The 20,963-nt window shown below is 56.8% G+C and carries 21 protein-coding genes and 1 pseudogene; 14 read left to right on the top strand and 8 right to left on the bottom strand.

Annotated elements, in window-relative coordinates:
• Nucleotides 1-806, top strand: an 806-nt coding sequence (locus tag NB311A_RS19420) for an IS3 family transposase (protein WP_009800389.1), incomplete at its 5' end; no start/stop codon positions are given.
• Between the two features lie 403 nt (nt 807-1,209).
• On the opposite strand, the gene NB311A_RS19415 is transcribed toward NB311A_RS19420, so the two are convergent.
• Nucleotides 1,210-1,752, bottom strand: coding sequence for a hypothetical protein (locus NB311A_RS19415; protein ID WP_009800387.1), 543 nt, complete (start codon nt 1,750-1,752; stop codon nt 1,210-1,212).
• 352 nt (nt 1,753-2,104) lie between these two features.
• Here NB311A_RS19415 and NB311A_RS19410 point away from each other — a divergent pair, with 352 nt between their 5' ends.
• Entirely contained in the window at nt 2,105-2,338 is a 234-nt protein-coding gene (locus NB311A_RS19410; protein ID WP_009800386.1) for a hypothetical protein, read from the top strand.
• Between the two features lie 600 nt (nt 2,339-2,938).
• On the opposite strand, the gene NB311A_RS19400 is transcribed toward NB311A_RS19410, so the two are convergent.
• Nucleotides 2,939-3,280 carry a hypothetical protein gene (locus tag NB311A_RS19400; protein WP_009800384.1) on the bottom strand — a complete coding sequence of 114 codons (342 nt, stop codon included), beginning with the start codon at nt 3,278-3,280 and terminating at the stop codon, nt 2,939-2,941.
• A 17-nt stretch (nt 3,281-3,297) separates the two neighbouring features.
• Between NB311A_RS19400 and NB311A_RS20970 the strand changes: the two genes are divergently transcribed.
• From NB311A_RS20970 to NB311A_RS19385, 3 genes are all read left to right on the top strand, one after another.
• Entirely contained in the window at nt 3,298-3,522 is a 225-nt protein-coding gene (locus NB311A_RS20970) for a helix-turn-helix transcriptional regulator (protein WP_040676194.1), read from the top strand.
• A gap of 135 nt (nt 3,523-3,657) precedes the next feature.
• Complete coding sequence (locus NB311A_RS19390; RefSeq protein WP_009800383.1) at nt 3,658-3,891, top strand: PilZ domain-containing protein; 234 nt, start codon at nt 3,658-3,660, stop codon at nt 3,889-3,891.
• A 44-nt stretch (nt 3,892-3,935) separates the two neighbouring features.
• A complete protein-coding gene (locus NB311A_RS19385) occupies nt 3,936-4,202 on the top strand; it encodes a hypothetical protein (RefSeq protein WP_009800382.1) in 267 nt (88 codons plus the stop codon).
• 813 nt (nt 4,203-5,015) lie between these two features.
• Here the strand turns inward: NB311A_RS19385 and NB311A_RS22150 are convergent.
• A complete protein-coding gene (locus NB311A_RS22150; RefSeq protein WP_009800380.1) occupies nt 5,016-5,303 on the bottom strand; it encodes a hypothetical protein in 288 nt (95 codons plus the stop codon).
• A 172-nt stretch (nt 5,304-5,475) separates the two neighbouring features.
• On the opposite strand from NB311A_RS22150, the gene NB311A_RS19375 reads away from it, so the two are divergent.
• The 5 genes and pseudogenes from NB311A_RS19375 (at nt 5,476) to NB311A_RS20960 (ending at nt 10,880) form a co-directional block, all read left to right on the top strand.
• The gene (locus tag NB311A_RS19375; RefSeq protein ID WP_009800379.1) at nt 5,476-5,703 is read left to right on the top strand and encodes a hypothetical protein; all 228 of its coding nucleotides are present in this window, start codon (nt 5,476-5,478) and stop codon (nt 5,701-5,703) included.
• 704 nt (nt 5,704-6,407) lie between these two features.
• Nucleotides 6,408-6,605, top strand: coding sequence for a hypothetical protein (locus NB311A_RS19365; protein ID WP_009800377.1), 198 nt, complete (start codon nt 6,408-6,410; stop codon nt 6,603-6,605).
• A 215-nt stretch (nt 6,606-6,820) separates the two neighbouring features.
• The gene (locus NB311A_RS22325; protein WP_009800376.1) at nt 6,821-7,153 is read left to right on the top strand and encodes a hypothetical protein; all 333 of its coding nucleotides are present in this window, start codon (nt 6,821-6,823) and stop codon (nt 7,151-7,153) included.
• 1,304 nt (nt 7,154-8,457) lie between these two features.
• Complete coding sequence (locus NB311A_RS19355) at nt 8,458-9,519, top strand: IS110 family transposase (protein WP_009800375.1); 1,062 nt, start codon at nt 8,458-8,460, stop codon at nt 9,517-9,519.
• A gap of 301 nt (nt 9,520-9,820) precedes the next feature.
• Nucleotides 9,821-10,880, top strand: a pseudogene (locus tag NB311A_RS20960) (IS630 family transposase).
• Nucleotides 10,881-11,026: 146 nt separating this feature from the next.
• On the opposite strand, the gene NB311A_RS19340 reads toward NB311A_RS20960, so the two are convergent.
• From NB311A_RS19340 to NB311A_RS19325, 3 genes are all read right to left on the bottom strand, one after another.
• Nucleotides 11,027-11,521, bottom strand: coding sequence for a DUF4365 domain-containing protein (locus NB311A_RS19340; RefSeq protein ID WP_009800372.1), 495 nt, complete (start codon nt 11,519-11,521; stop codon nt 11,027-11,029).
• A 561-nt stretch (nt 11,522-12,082) separates the two neighbouring features.
• Nucleotides 12,083-12,571 (bottom strand): thermonuclease family protein, encoded by a 489-nt coding sequence (locus NB311A_RS19335; protein ID WP_131522946.1) that lies wholly within the window; start codon nt 12,569-12,571, stop codon nt 12,083-12,085.
• 1,340 nt (nt 12,572-13,911) lie between these two features.
• Nucleotides 13,912-14,283 (bottom strand): hypothetical protein, encoded by a 372-nt coding sequence (locus tag NB311A_RS19325; protein WP_009800369.1) that lies wholly within the window; start codon nt 14,281-14,283, stop codon nt 13,912-13,914.
• A gap of 752 nt (nt 14,284-15,035) precedes the next feature.
• Here NB311A_RS19325 and NB311A_RS19320 point away from each other — a divergent pair.
• Nucleotides 15,036-15,698 (top strand): hypothetical protein, encoded by a 663-nt coding sequence (locus NB311A_RS19320; RefSeq protein WP_131522945.1) that lies wholly within the window; start codon nt 15,036-15,038, stop codon nt 15,696-15,698.
• A 302-nt stretch (nt 15,699-16,000) separates the two neighbouring features.
• Nucleotides 16,001-16,947 (top strand): IS630 family transposase gene (locus NB311A_RS20955; RefSeq protein WP_086008733.1). Its coding sequence is split into 2 segments (ribosomal slippage): nt 16,001-16,340 and nt 16,340-16,947, totalling 948 coding nucleotides; the frame shifts between segments, so codons are not numbered across the junction.
• 188 nt (nt 16,948-17,135) lie between these two features.
• Here the strand turns inward: NB311A_RS20955 and NB311A_RS19305 are convergent.
• Both NB311A_RS19305 and NB311A_RS19295 read right to left on the bottom strand, forming a co-directional pair.
• Nucleotides 17,136-18,487 (bottom strand): IS3 family transposase gene (locus NB311A_RS19305; RefSeq protein WP_086008686.1). Its coding sequence is split into 2 segments (ribosomal slippage): nt 17,136-18,151 and nt 18,151-18,487, totalling 1,353 coding nucleotides; the frame shifts between segments, so codons are not numbered across the junction.
• Nucleotides 18,488-18,524: 37 nt separating this feature from the next.
• The gene (locus tag NB311A_RS19295; RefSeq protein ID WP_040676183.1) at nt 18,525-18,866 is read right to left on the bottom strand and encodes a helix-turn-helix domain-containing protein; all 342 of its coding nucleotides are present in this window, start codon (nt 18,864-18,866) and stop codon (nt 18,525-18,527) included.
• Between the two features lie 119 nt (nt 18,867-18,985).
• Between NB311A_RS19295 and NB311A_RS19290 the strand changes: the two genes are divergently transcribed.
• Together NB311A_RS19290 and NB311A_RS19285 are read left to right on the top strand one after the other, a co-directional pair.
• Nucleotides 18,986-20,284 carry a DNA methyltransferase gene (locus NB311A_RS19290; RefSeq protein WP_009798107.1) on the top strand — a complete coding sequence of 433 codons (1,299 nt, stop codon included), beginning with the start codon at nt 18,986-18,988 and terminating at the stop codon, nt 20,282-20,284.
• Nucleotides 20,281-20,963, top strand: a 683-nt coding sequence (locus tag NB311A_RS19285; RefSeq protein ID WP_009800363.1) for a DUF5681 domain-containing protein, incomplete at its 3' end; no start/stop codon positions are given. The genes NB311A_RS19290 and NB311A_RS19285, both read left to right, overlap by 4 nt.

Raw genomic sequence — 20,963 nt, 5'->3', positions numbered from 1 at the left:
AACGGCGTGATCCCGCCAAGCTGTCGGCGCGCGCCAGGCAGGATGTCATCCTGAAGATCGAGGTCCGGCGCGTCTTCGATGAGAACTTCCGCGTCTATGGCGTGCGCAAGATCTGGCGGCAACTCAAGCGCGAAGGCTTCGATATCGCCCGTTGTACGGTGTCACGATTGATGCGGACCATGGGCTTGCACGGTGTTATCCGCGGCAAGTCGGTCAGGACCACGATCGGCGACAAGGCGGCGCCATGCCCGCTGGATCACGTCAACCGCCAGTTCAAGGCGTCGAGGCCGAATGCGCTTTGGCTCTCCGACTTCACCTATGTTGCCACCTGGACCGGCTTCATCTATGTCGCCTTCGTCATCGACGCCTATGCCCGCAGGATCGTCGGCTGGCGGGCATCACGTTCGGCGCACGCCGGCTTCGTGCTCGATGCGCTGGAGCAAGCCCTGCACGATCGACGGCCGGTCCATCGCGGCGGGCTCGTACACCACAGCGACAGAGGAAGTCAGTACGTATCCATCAAGTACACCGAGCGCCTGGCTGAAGCTGGCATCGAGCCGTCTGTCGGCAGTGTCGGCGATTCCTACGATAATGCTCTCGCCGAAACCATCAACGGCCTCTACAAAGCTGAGGTGATCCACCGACGCGGACCGTGGCGTAGCTTCGAGGCCGTCGAGTTCGCAACGCTGGAATGGGTCGATTGGTTCAACAACCGACGGCTCTTGGAGCCCATCGGAAACATCCCGCCCGCCGAAGCCGAGCAACGCTACTACGCCATGCTGGAACAATCGGCCATGGCGGCATAACTTAAACCAAACGGCCTCCGGCAAACCCGGGGCGGTTCACACGTCCCCTTGCATCAACTCGGTAGTCGATGGTACCTGTTCATATGTGACGTGCAGCATGGCGAGGCATGCGATGTGCTAACCTGCCGTTTTCGAAGCGTAGGTCTCGCTCGCTAGCAAGCGCCCCTCAAGCTCATCATTAAGCTTACGGATTGCCAACCTCTTTGCGACCGTGGTCGGGTTCCGAATATATGATCTCCACTCGCCCGCGCTCGTCCGTCGAGGATCGAGCCGAGATCAACTCTATCTCCGGATTCTGCAGCTTCACTCGTACTGCCTTTCGCCACTCGAATGACGACGTCGGCCTCTCTCCACTCGGTTGGGACCGTTGGTGTCGTTGTTGAAATCCTGAAATGCTTATGGCTCATAGAGCACGACTCCATAAAGAACTTGCAACGAGGCTACGGGCTATCTCGAAATGCTGCTGCATCTTCACATAGGGGTTGTCGCCGCGCAGCACTTGGGTCGCCTGTTGGATATTCATCACTGAGTGGTGGAAATTGAAATTGACGATGGTGTTGGTCCCGTCGAACTGGCGTTGGATATTTGCAATCGTGTTTCCGTCTCCAATCCTGAAGCTCGATGCGATCATGGTCAAAACTGGCGTCCACCCCTCGGGAGCGTTGTCTGCCACATCCTGACTGGCGTTCGTGAACACGCCGAGGTGCTGCGGATCGGGATCGCCGTCGCAGAACTCGAAATTGTGCCCGACACCGTTGATGGGCGTGTGTGGAAGATTTTCCAGCATCGCCGCAACCGCGTCTTCGGATCGAGCAAGCGCCTCGCCCGCCATCCTCGATGGAGACACGATCAGCGCATCAGGACGAACAACGAAGTCAAACTCAGGCAGCGTGAACCTCGGAAACTCGAAGATTTCGCTTGGCCCTGCGGGGATCGCGATCTTCACCGGCTCCCAGCATCCTCTCGGTTCAGGCCGTATTGCAACACCCAGCTAGGGGTCAGACGGGGGCTCAAGAGCCCGCGAGAACGAGAAGGTCTCCCGTGAATTAAGTTGTATCGGCACAGCGGCGCGACTCAGTGCTAGGAGGAGCAGGCGTACTCAGGGACTCACCGGCACCGGATCGGAACCAGACGACCTTAGAACCTTCCAGTTAATGCAAGCGCTTTCCAGCCGAGGCGGTGCGCGCCGCTGCCTCGCTGGTCAGAACGCCACGCGCCAAGCGGCTAACGCTTGCCGAACGGCCATTTGTCGCATTGCCATAGAACGCTTAGCCTTGCAGGCGGCTCGGCCTCCCCGCGTGAGCGCCATTTCCCATCGCCACGCGCGGCGTCAGATATTGGCGTTGAAGCCGGGCACAAACGCGGGCGACGATGCCGGGACCGATCTCCGGATACCTGCCTACCTCGCTAGCGACAGCTTCCAGAATGCCGGCTCGCTCGCGCGGATCGATCAGCTGGGCGGCGTCCGTGATGATCCAGCGGTGACGACCAGTCGGGCTGCATTCATAGAGCTGTTTTCTCGAACGGCTTGAGAATTAGCTCGTCGTCGCTGGGGCCATGCAGCTGTTGGCGATTGGCCACAAACCGGTCTTCAGCTTTGCAAACAGCGACAAAGCATGGTGACGCCTCCTATCAACGGGGTTTGGGATGGCTCCGGCGCCGCCTCAGTTCCCAAAGATTACGCGCCGCTCCGGAGCAGCAGCGGTGTTGATGGTACAATCTCCGGCCCGACCCAGCCCCACCGGCCAACCGGCCGGCGATGGCGAGCTCGCACGCCTCGGTTTTCCCGGTCTCTTTTTGAACATGGTCCACAAAGTCCCTGAAGCCCGGCCCATCGATGTTGCTGCCCAGCACTTGCTCGCATGGCTCGACGCACTGAGCGCGAGACGAAGTTGCGCTCCAGCAGCCTGCGCGCGCTAGCCTGAGCGGTGGTCTCATCCGGTGTTTGCTCGACAGTCAGGGCATGATTGATTTCACGCCGCGGTCCAACTTCTTGCGATTGGTCAATTGTCGGTACTTTGCCTTGCTCATGTCCTGCCTGATACGTGGGAGGCTGGCCAAAAAGTCTTTGAGCTCAGCAAAAGAGATGAGCGTGCGTCGACCTGCCTTACTTGCCGTGATGTCTTGCCGCTTCAAGCCTCGTAAATCGAGGTGCGCGACAGGCCCGATCTGCTGCGCTTTTTTCCAGAAGCGGTGACGCCGATAAATCCGAGCCGGACATTGGCGGCTTGGTAGCTGGTTGCCTGCGGCCGATAGCGCTCGGCGGCCTCGCGCGAAAACTCTCCATCATGCTTCTTGAGCTCGATGACGAAGGTCGGGCCGCCAAAGCTAATGTAGAGATCGGTTCTGCCGGTCGCGACGCCGCGCACTTCGGACAGCACCTCCGCGCTGACCAGATTGCCTTTGAGGGAATCTCGTAGATCGGCCTGCAGGTCGGCCTCGCTCGCGTCCTCGGCGGCGCAGATAGGCGCCACGCTGTCCGAGATCGCGGATCACCGCGTTCTGTCGGTTTCTTGGCTGGTCACAGGCCGAGCTGGCCGACGCCTCGGGCGTAGCACTACAGTCAATTAAGAACATCGAAACGGGTAGGACGGATCCCCGCGTCTCAACCGCTACTGCCCTGAGGCGCGCCCTCGAATCCGCTGGCGTAATCTTTCTGGCGGAAGGCGAGTCGGTGAATGGCTGGCCTGGCGTGAGGCTACTAGCCAAGCGTTGACGCCAAATGGCCGATACGCGACCCAAATCCGATAGGCCAAGTACGGATTAGCGTACTTGTTCGGCCACTCTCCTTTGTCTTAATTCGGTTCTCCTTTGCCTATTCGGCGGTGGCTCGCGACCCCGGAGGTTCGTCATGCCCGAGAAGCGGAAGAGAACAGCAGTCGATCATCCTGCCCATATCCATAGCAATGGAATGAGCGTCGGCTGCAGCGTCGCAAATATATCCGCTAATGGGGCCGCCATTGAATTAGAGAATCCGCACGCCGTCCCCGATCGGTTTCAGCTTGTAACCGAACATGGCCGCGTCGTGCTCAACTGCCGAGTCGTCTGGATCAAGCAGAACCGAATTGGTGTGGCATTCGAATAGCTGTGAGAGTAACCAACTAACCCGCACAATGATCAGGTATTCCTATGTTGAACGAAAATCTCGAGATTGAAGAATCGCCGCTGAGCGGCATGGTGGCGCGCGATGGCATGACTGTCCGCGTCGAGATTTATCGTCTTGTTGAAGGATACGAAAGCTGGACGCTTGAAGTCGTCGACCACGAAGGCGGATCGACCGTGTGGGAAGATCGGTTTGCTACCGACAAAGAAGCATACGCCGCGTTTTATCGGACGCTGGAGGTTGAAGGCATTCGGTTGTTCTTAGGAGAGCAGCCGGGATTGACGAAACACTAAACGATCTGCGCCGCAAACAGGACGACCTCCTGGCCGCCCTGAAGCTAGTCGGAGGTTGGTAGAGTTGGGATTGAAGGCTAAGAGCCGATGACGACCCGCGCCGAAGATCTACAGGATCTTTTTGACAAACGATCCTTAACCAAGCTACTTTTGAATCTCCTAAGCTACGATGGAGATTGCAATGCGCCGCCTCACCGCCTTGGTGATTTTGAGTATCGCGAGCTTCACCACTTCCATTGCATATGCACAGGGTCCCCTCACCCCGTTCACGCCAGGCCAGATACCGACTCAGCCATCTGTTCCGTGGTGCCAGTTCGGGTCTTCTACATTGACGCCCTACTGCGGCCCGATTCGTTTTCCCGTTTGTAGTAGGTCATCCCCATGCCGCGCTGGTGGACAAATTGCCTCCCAGTGTGAAGAATGGCTTTGTATTAGCCGAATCCCGGGCCGGGTTCAGCGTCGTCCTAGCGTCCCCCTCAGGTAGACAGATTACTAAGAATGGCGGCCCCGCCTATCGAGACGTGGCCGTCAGCCCATAGATTCCTATGCCCCAACGAAAGCCCTGGCGGAAGAAACCTTCGCCCTCGTTGCGATATTGGACCGGCAGGCCGAAGCGCGACATCAAGATTAAGACGATCATCGTCTATTGCGTCGGCGACGTTAACCGCAAACCTTGCGGCCACAACTCGATACTCCGAATCGCTGATCTACTGGATTGGGACTGGGCGGACATTAGCGCTCACTTATGGTGTACCGTGTGCGGTGCTGTAGGTTGGGTCGATACGCGTCCGAATTGGAGTGACGAGATCGACTTTAATCGGCCGAGCTCAGGATGGTGAACTGATCTCGCCGCTTCGAGGATCCAATCACGATGCCGAACGGCACCACGATCCGAACTATTGGCCAAGCGGCGGAATACGCGACTGGCCAGTCAAAAAAGGTCACCAACACCGAGCCATGGCAGCGCGCCGCCAAGGCGTTGCACGGGCCGCGGAGCACGGCGGCCCGTTCGTTTTCATGGCTCGGATCAACTTCTATCGGGCCGTATACGGCGACAAACCGCCTCCAATCGGAAATCGGGAAGGCAAGAAGAGCCACCATTGGAGAACGCGGAAGCTGGCGCGATCGATAAACGGGCAGCTCGTCCTGCGGGCGTTAGTAACGTCGGGAGCCACATTAGATTGCGGGTGCGGAACGAACCCTTTTCAAAATGGAGGGAACGTTTGCGCTGTCAGATGCTTTGATTTCGAACTAGCCATTCAGGAGCGCGCCAATGAATAATCACCAGATGATCGCGGATCAGCTAAGAGAGGTCGAGCGACATCTGGCGCTTAGCGAGAAGTACATAGCTCGTCAGTACGATATCGTCTCGGAGTTCGAGCGCGACGGGTTCGATTTAGATGCGGATGAAGCCAGAAAGCGGCTCACTAGCTTGGTGGAGTTCCATAAGGAGCACATCGCGCGTCGCCACCGACTGGAGCAGACGTTTTGGGGCGCCTAGACCGGAGACGCTCAACCTGGCGGACTTTTCTTTCCCGGAACAAATTTCCATTAAACGCATTAAATCGCCCGGAACGGGACTGATTTCCGCACAGTACCGGACCCGAACTGGCCCGCTGTCTCCAACTCCCGGCGGGCCTTTTCGCCGACTGATCCGCGCGCCGCACTGGTAGCCGGTAACGTTATGGGCGGTGCCAATTGGAAGTGACTCGGCCTCACCATATTTATGGCAAATGGATCCGACCCCTAATAAGGTTTTTGACGTTTACTGCGAGAAGAGCCGACCCTCGGTGCGCTTGGAACTAGGCCTGGCGCTAAGCTGCCTCCCCAGTTTTCGGTAAAGGATTGGGTCTTGATGAGCGAGCGCGAGAGCCCAACGGTGCAATCCGACGCAAGGATGGACATAGCCTTTAACGGCTATTTGCTATTTCGAAGTCATCAAGGGGTAGCAACCCGGAAAAGCAAATAGCCCAAAGCACAGCCCACGCATCGTCTTTAAGGAGGCTGCCATGTTGCCGATAGAATTTGGGTATGGGCTGATGATAGCTGGAGCCTTGCTGGTGGTGGCGGGCGCCGTTGGCCTCGCGTTCCTCCGAAATAAGGAGGACGAAGCTGATCCTGTTGCGCTTCCCGGAGATGCCCCGTGGAGGGATCCGCCGAAGAAGAACTCAAAACGCTTCTCGGCTGAAGGCGAAGGACAATGAAATGAAGGCTCCCGACTGGTTCAAACCCCAACGCAAGCTTCCTTCTAAAGAAACCCGCAAAGCTCTCAAGGAAGCAGACGCACGAGTGGCAATGGCAGAGCATGAGAAAACAGCCGAGGCGTTCACCAAGAACCGCGAGCGTTTAAAGGCCGAGCGGCTGGCCCGAGAGGCTGCAGAGTTGAAAACCACAGGCGAATAATGCCTCCACGAGCCGATCATATTCCCGTTCATCGAGAACGGAGAATCTTGCAGATGCTTCGCGACCGAGGGGAGCTAACCGAAACTCAGCTTCACCCTGGTCCGGTAACCGTTCAAAAAATGGTGGCGAAAGGGTGGGTCGAAGCCGTAGGGCCCGGCACGTATCGCATCACATCCGCAGGAATAAGCGCGATGAAAGCAAAGATTTAGGTTCGCATGGCAGGCGGCGCCGCCGAAGCTGAGGCTGCAGCTCAACCCTGGGATGGTTTCGGGCGTATCGATTTCGAAGGTAAGCTCGCCCCCATGGACGACCGAGCAACGATCGAGAGATACTTGGCTCAGGCCGAGGCTCATGTCGCAGAGGGCGAAGGCTACATCATTCAGCAAAGGCAAATCATCGCCTATCTCGAGCGGGAGGGGGATGAGCAAGCTGAGATCATAGCCCGAGATCTACTGACAACGTTCGAGCAGAGCCATGGAGCCTACGTCGCAGATCGCGACCGCCTTCGAGCGGAATTGACAGCTCTCGGCCAAAGGCAAAGGAGTTAGGAACGCTCTTCCGCGCTCCGCATTGGATCCGAGGAACGGGATTGTCACCCATCAATCTCGAACCCGAACTGGTCCGCTGTATGACCCCCATCCGGCGGGCCTTTTTGTGTCTAAACGATCGATTATCGCCGCCCGACCTTCTCCCAAACCGATGCATATCAACCGGCACCCGTAATTTCGGCAGCCCCTTCGGCCTATCAGGATACATGAACTCTTCGCTAATCTCCGTTCTGTGCCGCGTCATCGACGAGGACTTGAAGATTGCGAGGATTGCTAGGTGCCAACGCTGCCCCTCTCGTCTCAAATCTCCTGTGACAGAAATTGCATGTTTCTCATCATGCGCGCTCAACGCGGCTGAATAAGACTCCGGCGGCAGAACCGTCCGAACCGAAACAGGTCGGCCATCAAGCCACGTTTTTAAAGTCACACGTCCTTCACTTTGCTCTAGTTTTCGTTCGGTTCCGGTCACATAAGCTTCGAGCTGTTCGTCCGGTCTAGGTTCCTGCGACCGGAGAATCCGAGCTGCCTCCTGAAATATCTCACCATCACCTTTGGAAAAATCGATTCTGCGTCTAGCCTCGGGCGTCGGGCGGGTCTTTGCCCAGGTTACCGACCCATCAAGTCCATCGCCTCGCTGTATGAGTGTACTTAGCGCTTCACACATGTTGGCGCTAACGCCGCTCTTTATGGCTGTATAAAATGGCGCAAAAGTTGTTGCCCTTATTGCATGCTCGGCGGCCTTTCTTGCCGCCTGTAGGCCGTCAGCAAGGCGTCGCGTCACAAGCCGCTTGAATGGCTCCTCCTCCGGTACGGGCCACATTTCTTCTTGTACTGCGCGCCGCAAAGCAGGTGGCACGGGTGCTAACATCGTAACGACGAAGCTGCCATGCTCAGTCTGCCCAAGCCGTACTTGATCCATGTATTCGGAGGCTTCTTTGTTGCCGCCAGCGCGATAAGCTGGTCTCGGTTCAGTCGCGGCGCAAGCCGCTGATAGCAACAGGTCTCTCGCATGAGAAAATATTTCAACCCCATCGTCAACACGAACAGAGCCATCATCCTTGGCGTCGGATGCCCTAACACGGATGACGTCACAGTCCGCCCCAGCTATGTCTCTGTAGACCTGCAATTCAGAACGATCCTCAACTTTGGCAATGATCCTGATTAATTCAGAGACAACACTCTCGTAATCGCCAAGTTCAGATGGGGTATTCGGGGTTTTCCCTCGCCAAGGCGTCCGTTGCGAGGAGAGATTGAAGCTCCGTATTCAACATCGAAGGAGCCCGTCATGTCACTGTTTGCTGAAGATGACCGCTATTTGCGTCCTGGACGCGAACGGGCGTGTCCTTCTCGAGACGATGGTTGATAGTGCACCAGAGGCAATTGCCGGTCGTTTGCACGAGTTCGGTCAACCTTTCGAGCGGATCGGGTTGGAAGCAGGACCATTATCCCAGTGGATCTATGCCGGTCTCGTCGACGTTGGCCTTGCGGCGATCTGTGTGGAGACCCGGCATATGCATGCAGCGCTCTCGGCACGCATCAACAAAACCGACCGGAACGACGCCCGCGGGATCGCCCAGATGATGCGGGTCGGGCTGTTCAAGGCAGTCCACGTCAAAACTCCCGCCAGCCAACATCGAAGACTTCTGCTGACCTCTCGCAAATTGCTGCAGCGGAAGATTTATGACATCGAGAATGACCTGCGGGGCTCGTTGCGTAATTTCGGACTCAAGGTTGGTGTGGTTGGAAAAATCAAATTTGAGGACCGTATCCGTGAGCTCGTTGCAGATCATTCGTTCGTTGCTGCCGTCGTCGCTCCGTTGTTAGAGGCACGAGCAGCTCTACGAGCTCAGTTTGCTAAACTTCACCGCATGCTGCTTGATCTGGTGCAGGTCGATCCGGTCTGTCGCCGCCTGATGTCCGCGCCAGGGGTCGGGCCAATCGTCGCTCTCACGTTCCGAACCTGCGTCGACAATCCCGCGCGTTTCTCAAGATCCAAGTGCGTGGGTGCTCACTACGGACTTACGCCGCGCATTTATCAGTCCGGCGAGATCTCCAGGACGGGGCGCATCTCCCGATCTGGGGATGTGATCCTTCGATCCAGTCTCTATGAAGCAGCTCTCGTCGTATTAACTGGTCCAGGTCGCTGGAACCCGCTCAAGGCCTGGGGCATTGCAGTGGCGCGCCGGCGCGGGATGCAAAAGGCGATGGTCGCAGTTGCACGCAAGCTCGCAATCATACTTCACCGGATGTGGAGGGATGATACCGACTTCCGCTGGTGTGCAGCTACAACACAGAGGAAAACGACAACCGATTCAACTTCCTCCATGCTGGAGGAGGCGTCCCGCGAGGACGACGGGATTGGGTGAGACCGAGGAAACTCGTGCGGCGCACTTACGACCGCGCGGCTTAGATGGCTCCGCCCTTTCCCTCTGATCCCATCATGAGGCTGCAAAATGCTGACCTCGGAGAGAAGCAAGAGCCTCGCAGGATGATCTCTGACCTCGTGGACGTGTAAAAAGGAGCTTGCATCATGCGCCCCGAATAGAGAAGAGTTTCCAGGAATAATGAGTTCTGGAGTGTTATACCAAATCTCGGAGAGCGTGACTCTGTGGGGCTTTTCAAATCAGCGGCGGGCTGATTCAACATGGCGAACGAGGGAGGTTCGCCATGTCGCCCCTGCCACTCCGGGCTGATTTCAACGCGCAGACGACACGGTCCGCTGCCAAGCGGTCGAAAGACGGGCCGCAGGCGCGGCGACTTCTGGCTCTGGCCGCGATCTACGACGGTGCGACGCGGACGGAAGCCGCCAAGATCGGTGGAGTGGGTGTGCAAATTGTTCGCGACTGGGTGATGAAGTTCAACGCCCTCGGCCCGGACGGCCTTTTCGATCGCAAGGCGCCCGGTCAGCCGTCCCGGCTCGCGGACGAGCATCGTCAGGCGTTGGCTGCCGTGATCGAAAGCGGGCCGATCCCTGCTATTCACGGCGTTGTCCGTTGGCGCATCATCGATCTCTGCCAGTGGCTGTATGAGGAGTTCACGATCACAGTCTCCAAGCAGACTCTGAGCCGGGAGCTGCGAGGCATGGGCTATCGCAAACTCTCCGCTCGTCCGCGCCATCATGCGCAAGCCGAGAGTGCGATCGAGAATTTTAAAAAACTTTCCCCGCCCGAGTTGCGGAAATTGCGAAGGACAAGAGCGTCGATCCAACCGACATAGAAATATGGTTTGGCGACGAGGCGCGCATCGGCCAGAAGAACAAGATCACGCGCCGCTGGGCGCGGCGTGGACGCGACCTTCGGCGCCGCGCGACCAGCGAACCGCCTCCACTTACATCTTCGGCGCGATCTGCCCGAAGGACGGCAAGGGCGCAGCCCTCGTCCTGCCCGCATGCAACACCGAGGCGATGAACCTGCATCTGGCCGAAATCGCGACCGAGGTCGCGCCAGGCAAGCATGCCATCTTGCTGCTCGACCAGGCCGGCTGGCATCTGTCGAGCCGGTTGATCGTTCCACCCAACATCACGATCCTGCCGCTGCCAGCGAAATGCCCGGAACTTAATCCGCAGGAAAATGTCTGGCAGTTCATGCGCGACAATTGGTTGTCGAACCGCGTGTTCAAGTCCTACGAAGATATCGTCGATCACTGCTGCTTCGCCTGGAACAGGCTAATCGATCAGCCTTGGCGCATTATCTTCATCGGAATGCGTGATTGGGCGTACCGGTTTTGATCAGCGAGTCTTGGTATTAGACTTTGCAAAAACGTCACTGTGATCACCATACTGCTCGACCTGTTGCCAGCCCTCCGCTCTAACATAGGCGGAGATTGCTTGCGGCGTTAAGGCCCTCAGGGCGTCAGAGTCTGTGATCAGAGCTTTCAACTGATTCTCCCCGATCGAGATTTGCGCATTAGCTCTATCAGGCTCTCAGTGTTGAATGAGTTACTTGCTGGAACGTCGATCGTCGTGCTTGTCTGGTTGTCGTTCACGGGAAGCCCGGTAAGACACACCCAATAGGCACAGTTTCGGAGCGTCAATTCTTGATCTAAAATAGTTAACCAGTGCTCCTTCTCTGGAGGGAGGTGAAGGACAACCAAGATGCGCGGAGTTTGAGTCTCGATCCTGAGATCATCGTAATTTTTTTGTTTTAGAGCGTACCGGAAGGTAGTCCCATCTCCGTCGAGATTAACAGTTGCCTTGATCTGGATATCGATCTTTAGCCGCATCGACTCACCGGCCTCTATAGTCAGATCAATACTGTCCCGATCGTGATGACGGGTAGCGACTGCATATCCAGCGCTTGCCGCGACAGCACAAACATAGGCGATCGAGTAAGCCTCTTTCGTGTCGGAATCGGCGAGTAGTGCATCCATGGCCAGCCATTAAAAGATTGTCCCGCCTCCATATCACAATGCCTACTTGTAGATAAGCAAGAATCTATTTGCAGCCCGACACCGCATTCTGAAGCATTGGGTTTATACGGAGGGACGCAAGACGACAACGTATCCGCTCTCCTCACGCTCAGCACCCGCTGCATGCCGGCGGTTTCCTCTTCAGCCCACTCGACTCTCCCGGCATCCCTCGCCAGCGCCGCCAGGTCGCTTGCGAGTTTTTCGCACACGCTGCAAATTGCACCCTTCTGGAGGGCTTCGCAGCTGGACGGCGAATACCCGAGAATCAGTCAGCGCAGCCGGCCCCCTTCTTGAGCGCTCCTACTTGCCTTAGAGTCCTGCAGACGTTTTCGCAGGGTATGCCATCACCATCATTGTCGGCGCGGCTGTAGCCGCCGCACCATAGGATGACGGCGTCACGACAGGTATGTGCCGACTTTCAACTAGTAGGTGATCGTCGCGTCGGAAGATTGGGAGGCCGCAGCGGATCCGGCGACCGCGAATAATCGCCCTGCCTTGGCCCTATGCCGCAATGTTGCTGGCTCATCGAAACGTCCCACCCAAAGTCCGCTTCTTCGCAGACTTTGCTTCCATCCCATCTTGGGCGTAGCTGCCGTCCGAATATTTGTTATACTCGACAGCCCAGCCGCTCCTGACCATTTCGCGGTTGATATCGACTGTTCCTGCCAAGCAAGCCGCAACAATGCGACGGTAACGATCGCGATCTCTTTCGGTGCAGGATACCCGACCATTACGGCCAATGATCTCCGCCAGCGCCTCGGCAGCGCGCGACCCGCACAGGTATCGCTTGTCGGCTGCATCGTAGCAGGGTTGAGAACTCTCGAGCGCATCGATATAAGCCAGACGGATACGCGGTGCCGTCCCTTCAACTGCGATCGTATCTCCGTCGATAACCTGCGCCCGGCCTTCGATGGCAGCTGGATCGGCAAGTACCGGCGTGGCCAGTAAGGCTAAAGCAATCGCGATCCGTCTAAGCATTTCGGCCTCCCTTTTGGAGAATAGGAGCGTCAACACTGTCAGGTTCTCAATTTCTCAAGCTTCAATTCAATCGTTAAGGTTAGCTAACAGGAGAAAGCCGCGTCGATCTTTTGCTACGTAGCGCTGGTGCTCACATCGAGCCTAACAGCATCGTCAGAGCCACCGCGCGCCGGTTCATTCGCGGTCGCGCGATGGTTGTGATGGTCAAGCATATCGTCACACGCCGCTGTGACTCGATCTGTCCGAAGTTAACTCGGTTGACTCACCTTCGTCAAAATTCCGCAGTACAGCCGTCACCTATCCACGGTACAGCGCTGCCAAAAACGGAGACTTTAGATGTTTGACGCAGAGCTAATTGCGGTTATGCGAGGCGCGCTTGAGCAAGCCACACTGGACGTCCGTCCGGATCCGTCCACACAAGCGTTAATGGCCGAACGGATTCTCCAATCAGCCGCGAATGGCACCCGCTCGCAGGAAACATTTCGGATCGTTGCGACCGAAGCCGCCGCAGATAGCGAGCGACTACAAGTCCTTAACTCGCCTCATCCGTGACACATGGACCAGTGCCCCGTCGACCAAGAAGAAGAGAAGGAGAATTTTGGTTACTGCTCGCCTGTGCCGGCCAGCACCCCCGCGCGGCTCCGGCACAACGGCAGCGAAGGCTTGCAGCTTATGCGCTTCGCGTGAGCACGCGGTAAACGAGACGTGGCGACAACCGCGCTATATTCCAATATGAGGCACAGATCTCCTCCGCGCGCACCGTATAGCTTCATCTGGTACAGTAGCGCCAGCGCCGTTATTCGTCCCTTCGGTGTTGGCATGGCCGTCAGGGTGCTTGCCAAACGCCTTGGCGGTCTTTCTCTGCACCCCCTCACCTCCTCGCCACCAGCCTCCCATCTCGGTAACAAACATCGTCGAGCATAACTGGCTGTATCTTCCACCTCCCTCCGCATAGCACCTAGCCGCTCCGCACCGCCTCCGATCGTATCGGGCAGAACTTTCAAGAGGCGGGGCGCCAACTCCTTCAATCGCGCCAATGGCGTGCCAAGTTCGCGGGCGCGGAGGATTGCACGGTCGTCAAACTTCACGATGCCTCTTCCGTGAAGTTGTTGGGGTTGCCGATCCCGTACAAAGCGTACGCTGTCTCTCTAGTTACCCATTTCGCAGCATCGCCGACGCCTGGAAAAGTCCCGCTCGCCGGCAACGAAATACCGCCCGCAAAATCATTCGTAATCAGGAGGTATTTCTTGTGACAACAGAGCGATTCATGAACCAATGCGACTTGCTCGAAGCCCTCAAAATCTTCGCCGTGGAATATATCCTTGTTAAATGAACGCGCTTGATTATCTGCCGCCTGCGCCTCCTCAACGATCTCAGCGATAGCATGGGCCGTGCGTTACGTATTCCTTCTCAATTCGGGCAATGACCTTTTCAACAGCGACAACGGCATCGTCGCGGCGCTTCTGAACTGCAGCACGCGCCTCGGCCTTTCGCACCCCCTCTAGTCTTCGGGTCAGTTCAGTAACTGCCGCAACAGCTCGGTCTAGATCAAGTCGCGCCTTCGTCGCGTCTTCCTCGGCTGCGAGAATTTCAGGATCCGTCCCGGTTAGAAGCAGATCCGCGCGTCTTTGGGCCGCTGTGGCCAGTTGAGATTCCCATTCTGCGATATTGTATTCCGCAAGTGCCGCTTGATGCCGGCCGCCGAAGAATCGCCGCTGCGCAGAAAATTTGAATTTCTTAAACATGATCTATTGCTCCATGATTGTGCGTTGAGAGCAAAACCTCGTCAGAGATTTGGTTTTTGCGATTGTACGCTGCGGAGGCTCGCCGCGTCGTAAGCAGGTCGAGCTGCGAGGTCTTCAAAATCATCAACAATTCCAATAGGAAGAAAATGGCCTACGAAAAAATTTACCCCGAGCGAAATTCCGGGGTGACGCGCCCCCGCGGTGGGGGTGGGGCTCATGGGGAAACTAACCGAGGGGAGTGTTTCCTAACTGTCACACCAGCATCAGGCGATGAACGGGCACGCTTCATAGCAGCTCGCTCATTAGTTCTAGATTTAACGTCAAACCGGCGCATCAAGCTTAATTTCAAGCTATGGTTGTGCGCTAGCCCATTTTCTTCTTTGCTCTCTTCACCGGACGCCACCCACGTCCGGCTCCGCGCGGAGCGAGGTCGTCGGCGTATCCCCTTAACTCCGCAGGCGGCCTCGACCTTGCCTGCATGAAAAAAGTGGGTGAAGCCAGTTCGCGCGGACTTTACGACGCTGATGCGCTCTATCCGAGATAAACGCTGGTACGATGCATTCCCAAAGCCAGCGCAGCGCTTAGGACGCACGATGAGCCAACGTCGAAGCCCGAGAGGAATACGGCGACCAATTTTAATTGGTGAATTTTTTCGGAACTTTGCATTCTTAAAAAAATTTCAATATACTGAAATCGGGTGAGTTAAACAAAATTAAATGCAACCTACAGTAATCCATGAAAGGATTAAACCCATGGTTAAACGAACCATACTCGGGGGTTTAGCAATATCAGCGGCCGTAATGGCTTTTAGTGTCCCGGCTTCGGCTAGCATCGTTATCAGCCAAGGCGCCACCGGAACTGGTAATAACGTTCTCTTCCAAAACGTGGTTGGGAATGGCACAACGTCCCTTTCCACGGACACTAACCAAGGTGATCGGGTAACGTTCACCAGCAACGAAGCGCTGACCGGCGACAATTCAAGTGGGCAAGCTCGCATCAGCGCAGTTGATGGCTCGTTGAATAACCTTGAATGGCATCTTTCTGATCCGACATTGGGATATGATCTCGGGGTATTTAATATCAACGTTCCCAATCAAAATGGTGGGCCGGCAACCAGCGTGACGGTTTTCGCTTATGACCAAAATAATACTGAATTCTCTCAAGTTTTCGCACTTAACAGTGGAGGTCAGAACTTCTTTACGGTGGACTCGGACGACCTTCAGTCAATTACGTCAATTCGCTTTGTAGCCACTGGCGGAATCGTCGATGACGTTCGGCAGGTTCGTATTGATGGAATCACATCTATCGCGGCCGTCCCCGAGCTTTCAACCTGGGCCATGATGATCTTGGGCTTTTTCGGCGTTGGTGCGATGACCTATCGTCAGCGAAAAAAAATGACGCCACGCTTCGCTTGATCTGCAGCGCCCTACGTGTTCGAGAGAGACCGCCTTCGGGCGGTCTTTTGTTTGGCCGATAGCCCTCGATACCACCCTTCGCTTTCGCTCACAGCGACATCAGATCTCTCAGTCGAAATGATTGCTCGGTTGACAACAAGACCATGCATACGCACGGGCTGCAAAATAATTCGCTATTGAGGTTCTAACCAACGCTCCAATGCAAAACCTAGAGCATTTTCCGACCGGAATGAATCGTTGGGGATTCCCAAAACGGCGCGAGTCAGCTTCAAGCTGCATGCTGGCGAAGGAGGTCAGCATGTATGGCCAAGGCGCTTTCGGTTGATCTTCGTCGAAGGGTGATCGCCGCGATTGATGGTGGCTTGTCCTGTCGACAGGCCGCCGAGCATTTTGGTGTTAGCGCGGCCAGCGCGATCCGCTGGCGCGGTCGCCTCAAAGAAGCTGGCGACATCGTTCCTAAACGCCAGGGCGGGGATCGCAGATCGCAGCGCATCGAAACATACTCACAATTGATTTTGGACGCGGTGGCAGTGAAGCCGGATATCACGCTCGCCGGGTTGCGAGACCTGTTGAAGCGTCGTGGGATATCGGCCAGCATTGCTTCGCTCTGGCGTTTCTTCCAGCGCAGAAAGATCACACTTAAAAAAAGACAGCGCACGCTGCCGAGCAACGGCGCGGCGATATAAATGCCGCGCGTGAGGATTGGTTCGAAGGGCAAATCGATCTCGACCCTGAGCGCCTCGTCTTCATCGACGAAACCAGCGCCAACACCAAAATGGCGCGGCTTTACGGGCGCTCGCCACGCGGCGAGCGATGCCGTGCTGCCGTCCCACACGGACATTGGAAGACGACAACATTCACCGCTGGATTGCGCTCCGACGGTCTGATCGCTCCGCTTGTTCTGGACGGCCCCATGGATGGCGACGCTTTCCTGGCCTATGTCGAACAATGGCTCGTCCCATCGCTGCGGCCGGGCGACACCGTCATCATGGACAACTTGCCCGCTCACAAGGTCCATGGCGTTCGAGAGGCCATTCAGACGGCCGGAGCAAGCCTGCTCTATCTCCCGCCCTACAGTCCGGACTTTAACCCGATCGAGATGGCCTTCTCTAAATTGAAGGCGCTGTTGCGCGCCGCTGCCGCGCGCACCATGACAGACCTCTGGCAAGCAATCGCAAACGCTCTCAAACGCTTCTCACCCGATGAATGTAAAAATTATCTCGCCGCCGCTGGATACGACGCAACCTGATCGAAAAATGCTCTAGTTAAAGTAAAAGTCCTCACGGGTTCGGCTTCCGACACTTGTTATTGTCGAGGCGAGGACTTCGTCTTTATAAATATTAATGGTCTGAGCTACGATATCCCATGTCCGTCGTCAGAACATTTGGCGCAGATGGCTGCCTGATTTAGCGGAGTGTCGGCCTCTGGTTGGTGATGTTAAGCGGCGAGCTTGCGGTGTTGCAAGCGCCTGAATTGGATTGTCTGTCGTTTGATCCTTTCGCGTTGTTCGATGATGGCAGAGGCCCTACCGAAGTAGGCGTCGGCCGGCGTGACGTTGCTGAGACTCTCGTGATAGCGGCGATGATTGTAATGTTCGACGAAGGCCTCGATCTGGTGTTCGAGATCGCCCGGCAGGAAGTAGTTTTCCAGCAGGATGCGGTTCTTGAGCGTCTGGTGCCAGCGCTCGATCTTGCCCTGGGTCTGCGGGTGAAGCGGCGCTCCGCGAACATGACTCATACCGTTGGCGTAGATCCATTCAGCGAGTTCGGCCGCGATGTAAGACGGCCCGTTGTCGCTGAGCAGCTTTGGCTTGTGCAGCACCCTGGCGCTGTCGCAGCCTGATGCCGTGAGCGCCAGTTCCAGTGTGTCGGTGACATCCTCGGCCCGCATGGTCGTGCACAGCTTCCAGGCGATGATGTAGCGGGAGAAGTCGTCGAGCACGGTCGACAGATAGACCCAGCCCCAGCCGATGATCTTGAAGTAAGTGAAGTCGGTCTGCCACATCTCGTTGGGCCGCTTCGTCTTGTCCTTGAACTCGTCGGCAGCCTTGATCACCACGAATGCCGGGCTGGTGATGAGATCGTGGGCCTTGAGCAGGCGATAGACGGTGGCTTCCGAGACGAAGTAGCGCTTCTCGTCGGTGAATCGCACCGCCAATTCGCGCGGCGACAGCTCGGATTGCTCCAGCGCCAATTCGATGATCTGAGCCTGGATATTGTCGCCGATGCGGTTCCAGACCCGGCTCGGCCGGGAAGGACGATCCTCCAACGCTTCGGGCCCGCCTTTAAGGTAGCGGTCATACCAGCGGTAGAAGGTGCGCCGAGCAATGCCGAGCTGATCGAGCGTCTTCTTCGCGGGAACATGCGACTGCTCAATCATCCTGATGATCTCGAGCTTCTCGGATGCGGGGTATCTCATTCGTCGTCGCCCCCATCCGCGATCATACTTTTTTTGAGCAGACGGTTCTCCAGCATCAGATCGGCAACCGCCTCTTTCAAGGCACGGGTCTCACGGCGCAGGTCCTGAACTTCACCGGTCGTCGCAGCACGAGCCGTGTCGCCAGCCAGCCGCCGTTTGCCAGCTTCCAGGAATTCCTTCGACCAGGTGTAGTAGAGGCTCTGGGCTATCCCTTCCTTGCGGCACAGCTCGGCGATGCTGTCTTCGCCCCGAAGCCCATCCAGCACGATCCGGATTTTGTCCTCTGATGAAAAGTGCCGCCGCGTCGCACGGCGGATATCTTTGACTACGTGTTCGGCGGAGCGTTTGCCGCCAGTCGACTTCGTGCTCATGTTCGTTCCTTCGTCTGCGACGAGAACCGAACACTCCTTAGATCACACCATCAATTCTGTGCCATAGGTGCTGATCCCGGACAATCATGTCATCCAGGATCGCACGCTCGCTGGCATCGAGCTGCTGGGCTTGTCTGAACATTCGCTGGAGTTGCCGATCCGCATCAGGCGATTCGACATCTTCCCCGACCAGAAACGCCACCGACACCCCGAAATGATCGGCCAGGCGCGTGACCAGGGCCATGGATGGATTGTCCGCCCTGCCCTTTTCCAGTTCCCAGATATGAGCCTTCGAAACTCCGACCGCCTCGGCAACATCTTGCAATGATTGGTCTTTCGATCTGCGTAGCTTTGCTACCCGCGTTGCCAAACTGCTCATTTTTACTCTCGATCTGGAATTTTCCCGTTCATTACAGCTTACGTAACCGTGGTGCTATTGTAAAACACGCCGTCGTTTTATATATCTTACGACATCGTCTTTTGTCGGAGCCCGTCCTTATGCCTAAAGCTCAACTCGAATATCTTTCGATCGGCGCGCTTCGCCCGTGGCAACGCAACGCACGAACTCATTCGCGGAAGCAGATTCGGCAAATCGCCGACAGCATCCGCAAGTTTGGCTTTACCAATCCGGTGCTGGTCGATCGTGAAAATTCCATTCTCGCTGGCCACGGACGGGTTGCTGCCGCTGAACTGCTTTCAATGAGTGAGGTACCCTGCATCAGACTAGAATCGATGACCGCAGCGGAGAAACGGGCCTACGTCATTGCCGACAACAAGCTGGCGCTGAATGCCGGTTGGGACGAAGAAATCCTGGCGGAAGAGCTCAAAGCGTTAAGCGAGCTCGACCTTGACTTTGATCTTACGCTGAGCGGGTTTGCGGTGGCGGAAATCGACAGCCTTGTCGATGGCTTGATACCGGAAGAGACCGGAGATCCTGCCGACGACCGATTACCGGTCGAGGCACCGCCGCGCTGTCATCGCGGCGATATCTGGCAGTTAGGATCCCATCGGCTGATCTGTGGGGATGCTCGCGATCCCGACACCGTTGCCGCACTCATGGGTACAGAGCAGGCGCAAATGGTTTTTACCGATCCACCCTACAATGTTCGGATCGACGGCAACGTCGGCGGCCTCGGTTCGATCCGGCATCGCGAGTTCGCGATGGCGTCAGGCGAGATGTCGGAACCGGAGTTTACCGGCTTTCTCAAGGCAAGCTTCGGCAATCTCACTCGTCACTCCATCGATGGCTCGATCCATTACATTTGCATGGATTGGCGCCACATGGCGGAGATGCTGAACGCGGGCGACGGCATCTACACCGAACTCAAGAATCTGATCGTATGGGCCAAGGACAATGGCGGAATGGGCACATTCTACCGATCGAGGCATGAGCTGATATTTGCCTTCAAGAATGGGACCGCCCCCCACCACAACCACTTTGAGCTGGGCCAGCACGGACGCCACCGAACCAATGTCTGGGAGTATCGCGGCGTCAATACCATGAAAGCCGGACGGCTCGACGAGCTGGCGCTGCACCCAACCGTGAAGCCGGTTGCGATGATCGCCGACGCCATTAAGGACGTCTCCTCGCGTGGCGGCATCGTCCTGGATCTGTTTGCGGGCAGCGGATCGACCCTCATTGCAGCCCACAAAACCGGGCGGCGCGCTTACGTCTGCGAATACGATCCGATTTATTGTGATCGGATAATCCAGCGCTGGGAGACCTACGCCAAAGACGAAGCCGAACAGGTCGCTTGCGGGATCCGACCAGACCGCAACCGGGGGGCAGCAGCATGAGCGGGCCAGACAAGCCGACCGCCCGACCGAACCTGCCCTCGAAACGGGCGGACTATGAGATCGGCTACGCCAAGCCTCCGCTTTCGACCCGATTCCAGCGTGGACAATCCGGCAACCCGTCTGGTCGCCGCAAAGGGGCGATCAAAAAGCGCACCGCCCTGCCCGCTCTCAACGACGAACGGCTGAAGACCATCATCCTCGAGGAGGCCTATCGTTCGATCAGCATCAACGACCCGAACGGTCAAATCGACATCCCGATGGCCCAGGCCGTCGTACGCTCGCTCGCCGTCAATGCAGCCAAAGGTAATCAACGGGCTCAACGCCTGTTCACCGAACTGCTGACCTCGGTCGAGCGCGATAACAAGAAGCTGCACGATGAATGGTTGAAGACGGCGATCAACTACAAGGCCGAATGGGATGAGGAGCTCGCGCGCCGCAAGAAATTTGGCATTGAGGCTCCACCTCCGCTTCCTCATCCCGACGATATCATCATTGATATGAACACCGGCTCGGTCCGCATCAAAGGGCCGATGACCAAAGAAGACAAAGTCAGATGGGATCAACTGCGCGATCTCAAGGTCTCGATAAAGGAGAATATAAAAGAGATGGCGGCGCTTCTCGATACACAGCCGGAAGACAGAGACCAGATAAAAGCGGAGATCCAGCACTCGCAACGCGT

The organism is Nitrobacter sp. Nb-311A (assembly GCF_000152905.1).
GTDB lineage: Bacteria > Pseudomonadota > Alphaproteobacteria > Rhizobiales > Xanthobacteraceae > Nitrobacter.
This window is presented reverse-complemented; position numbering and strand designations above follow the sequence as displayed.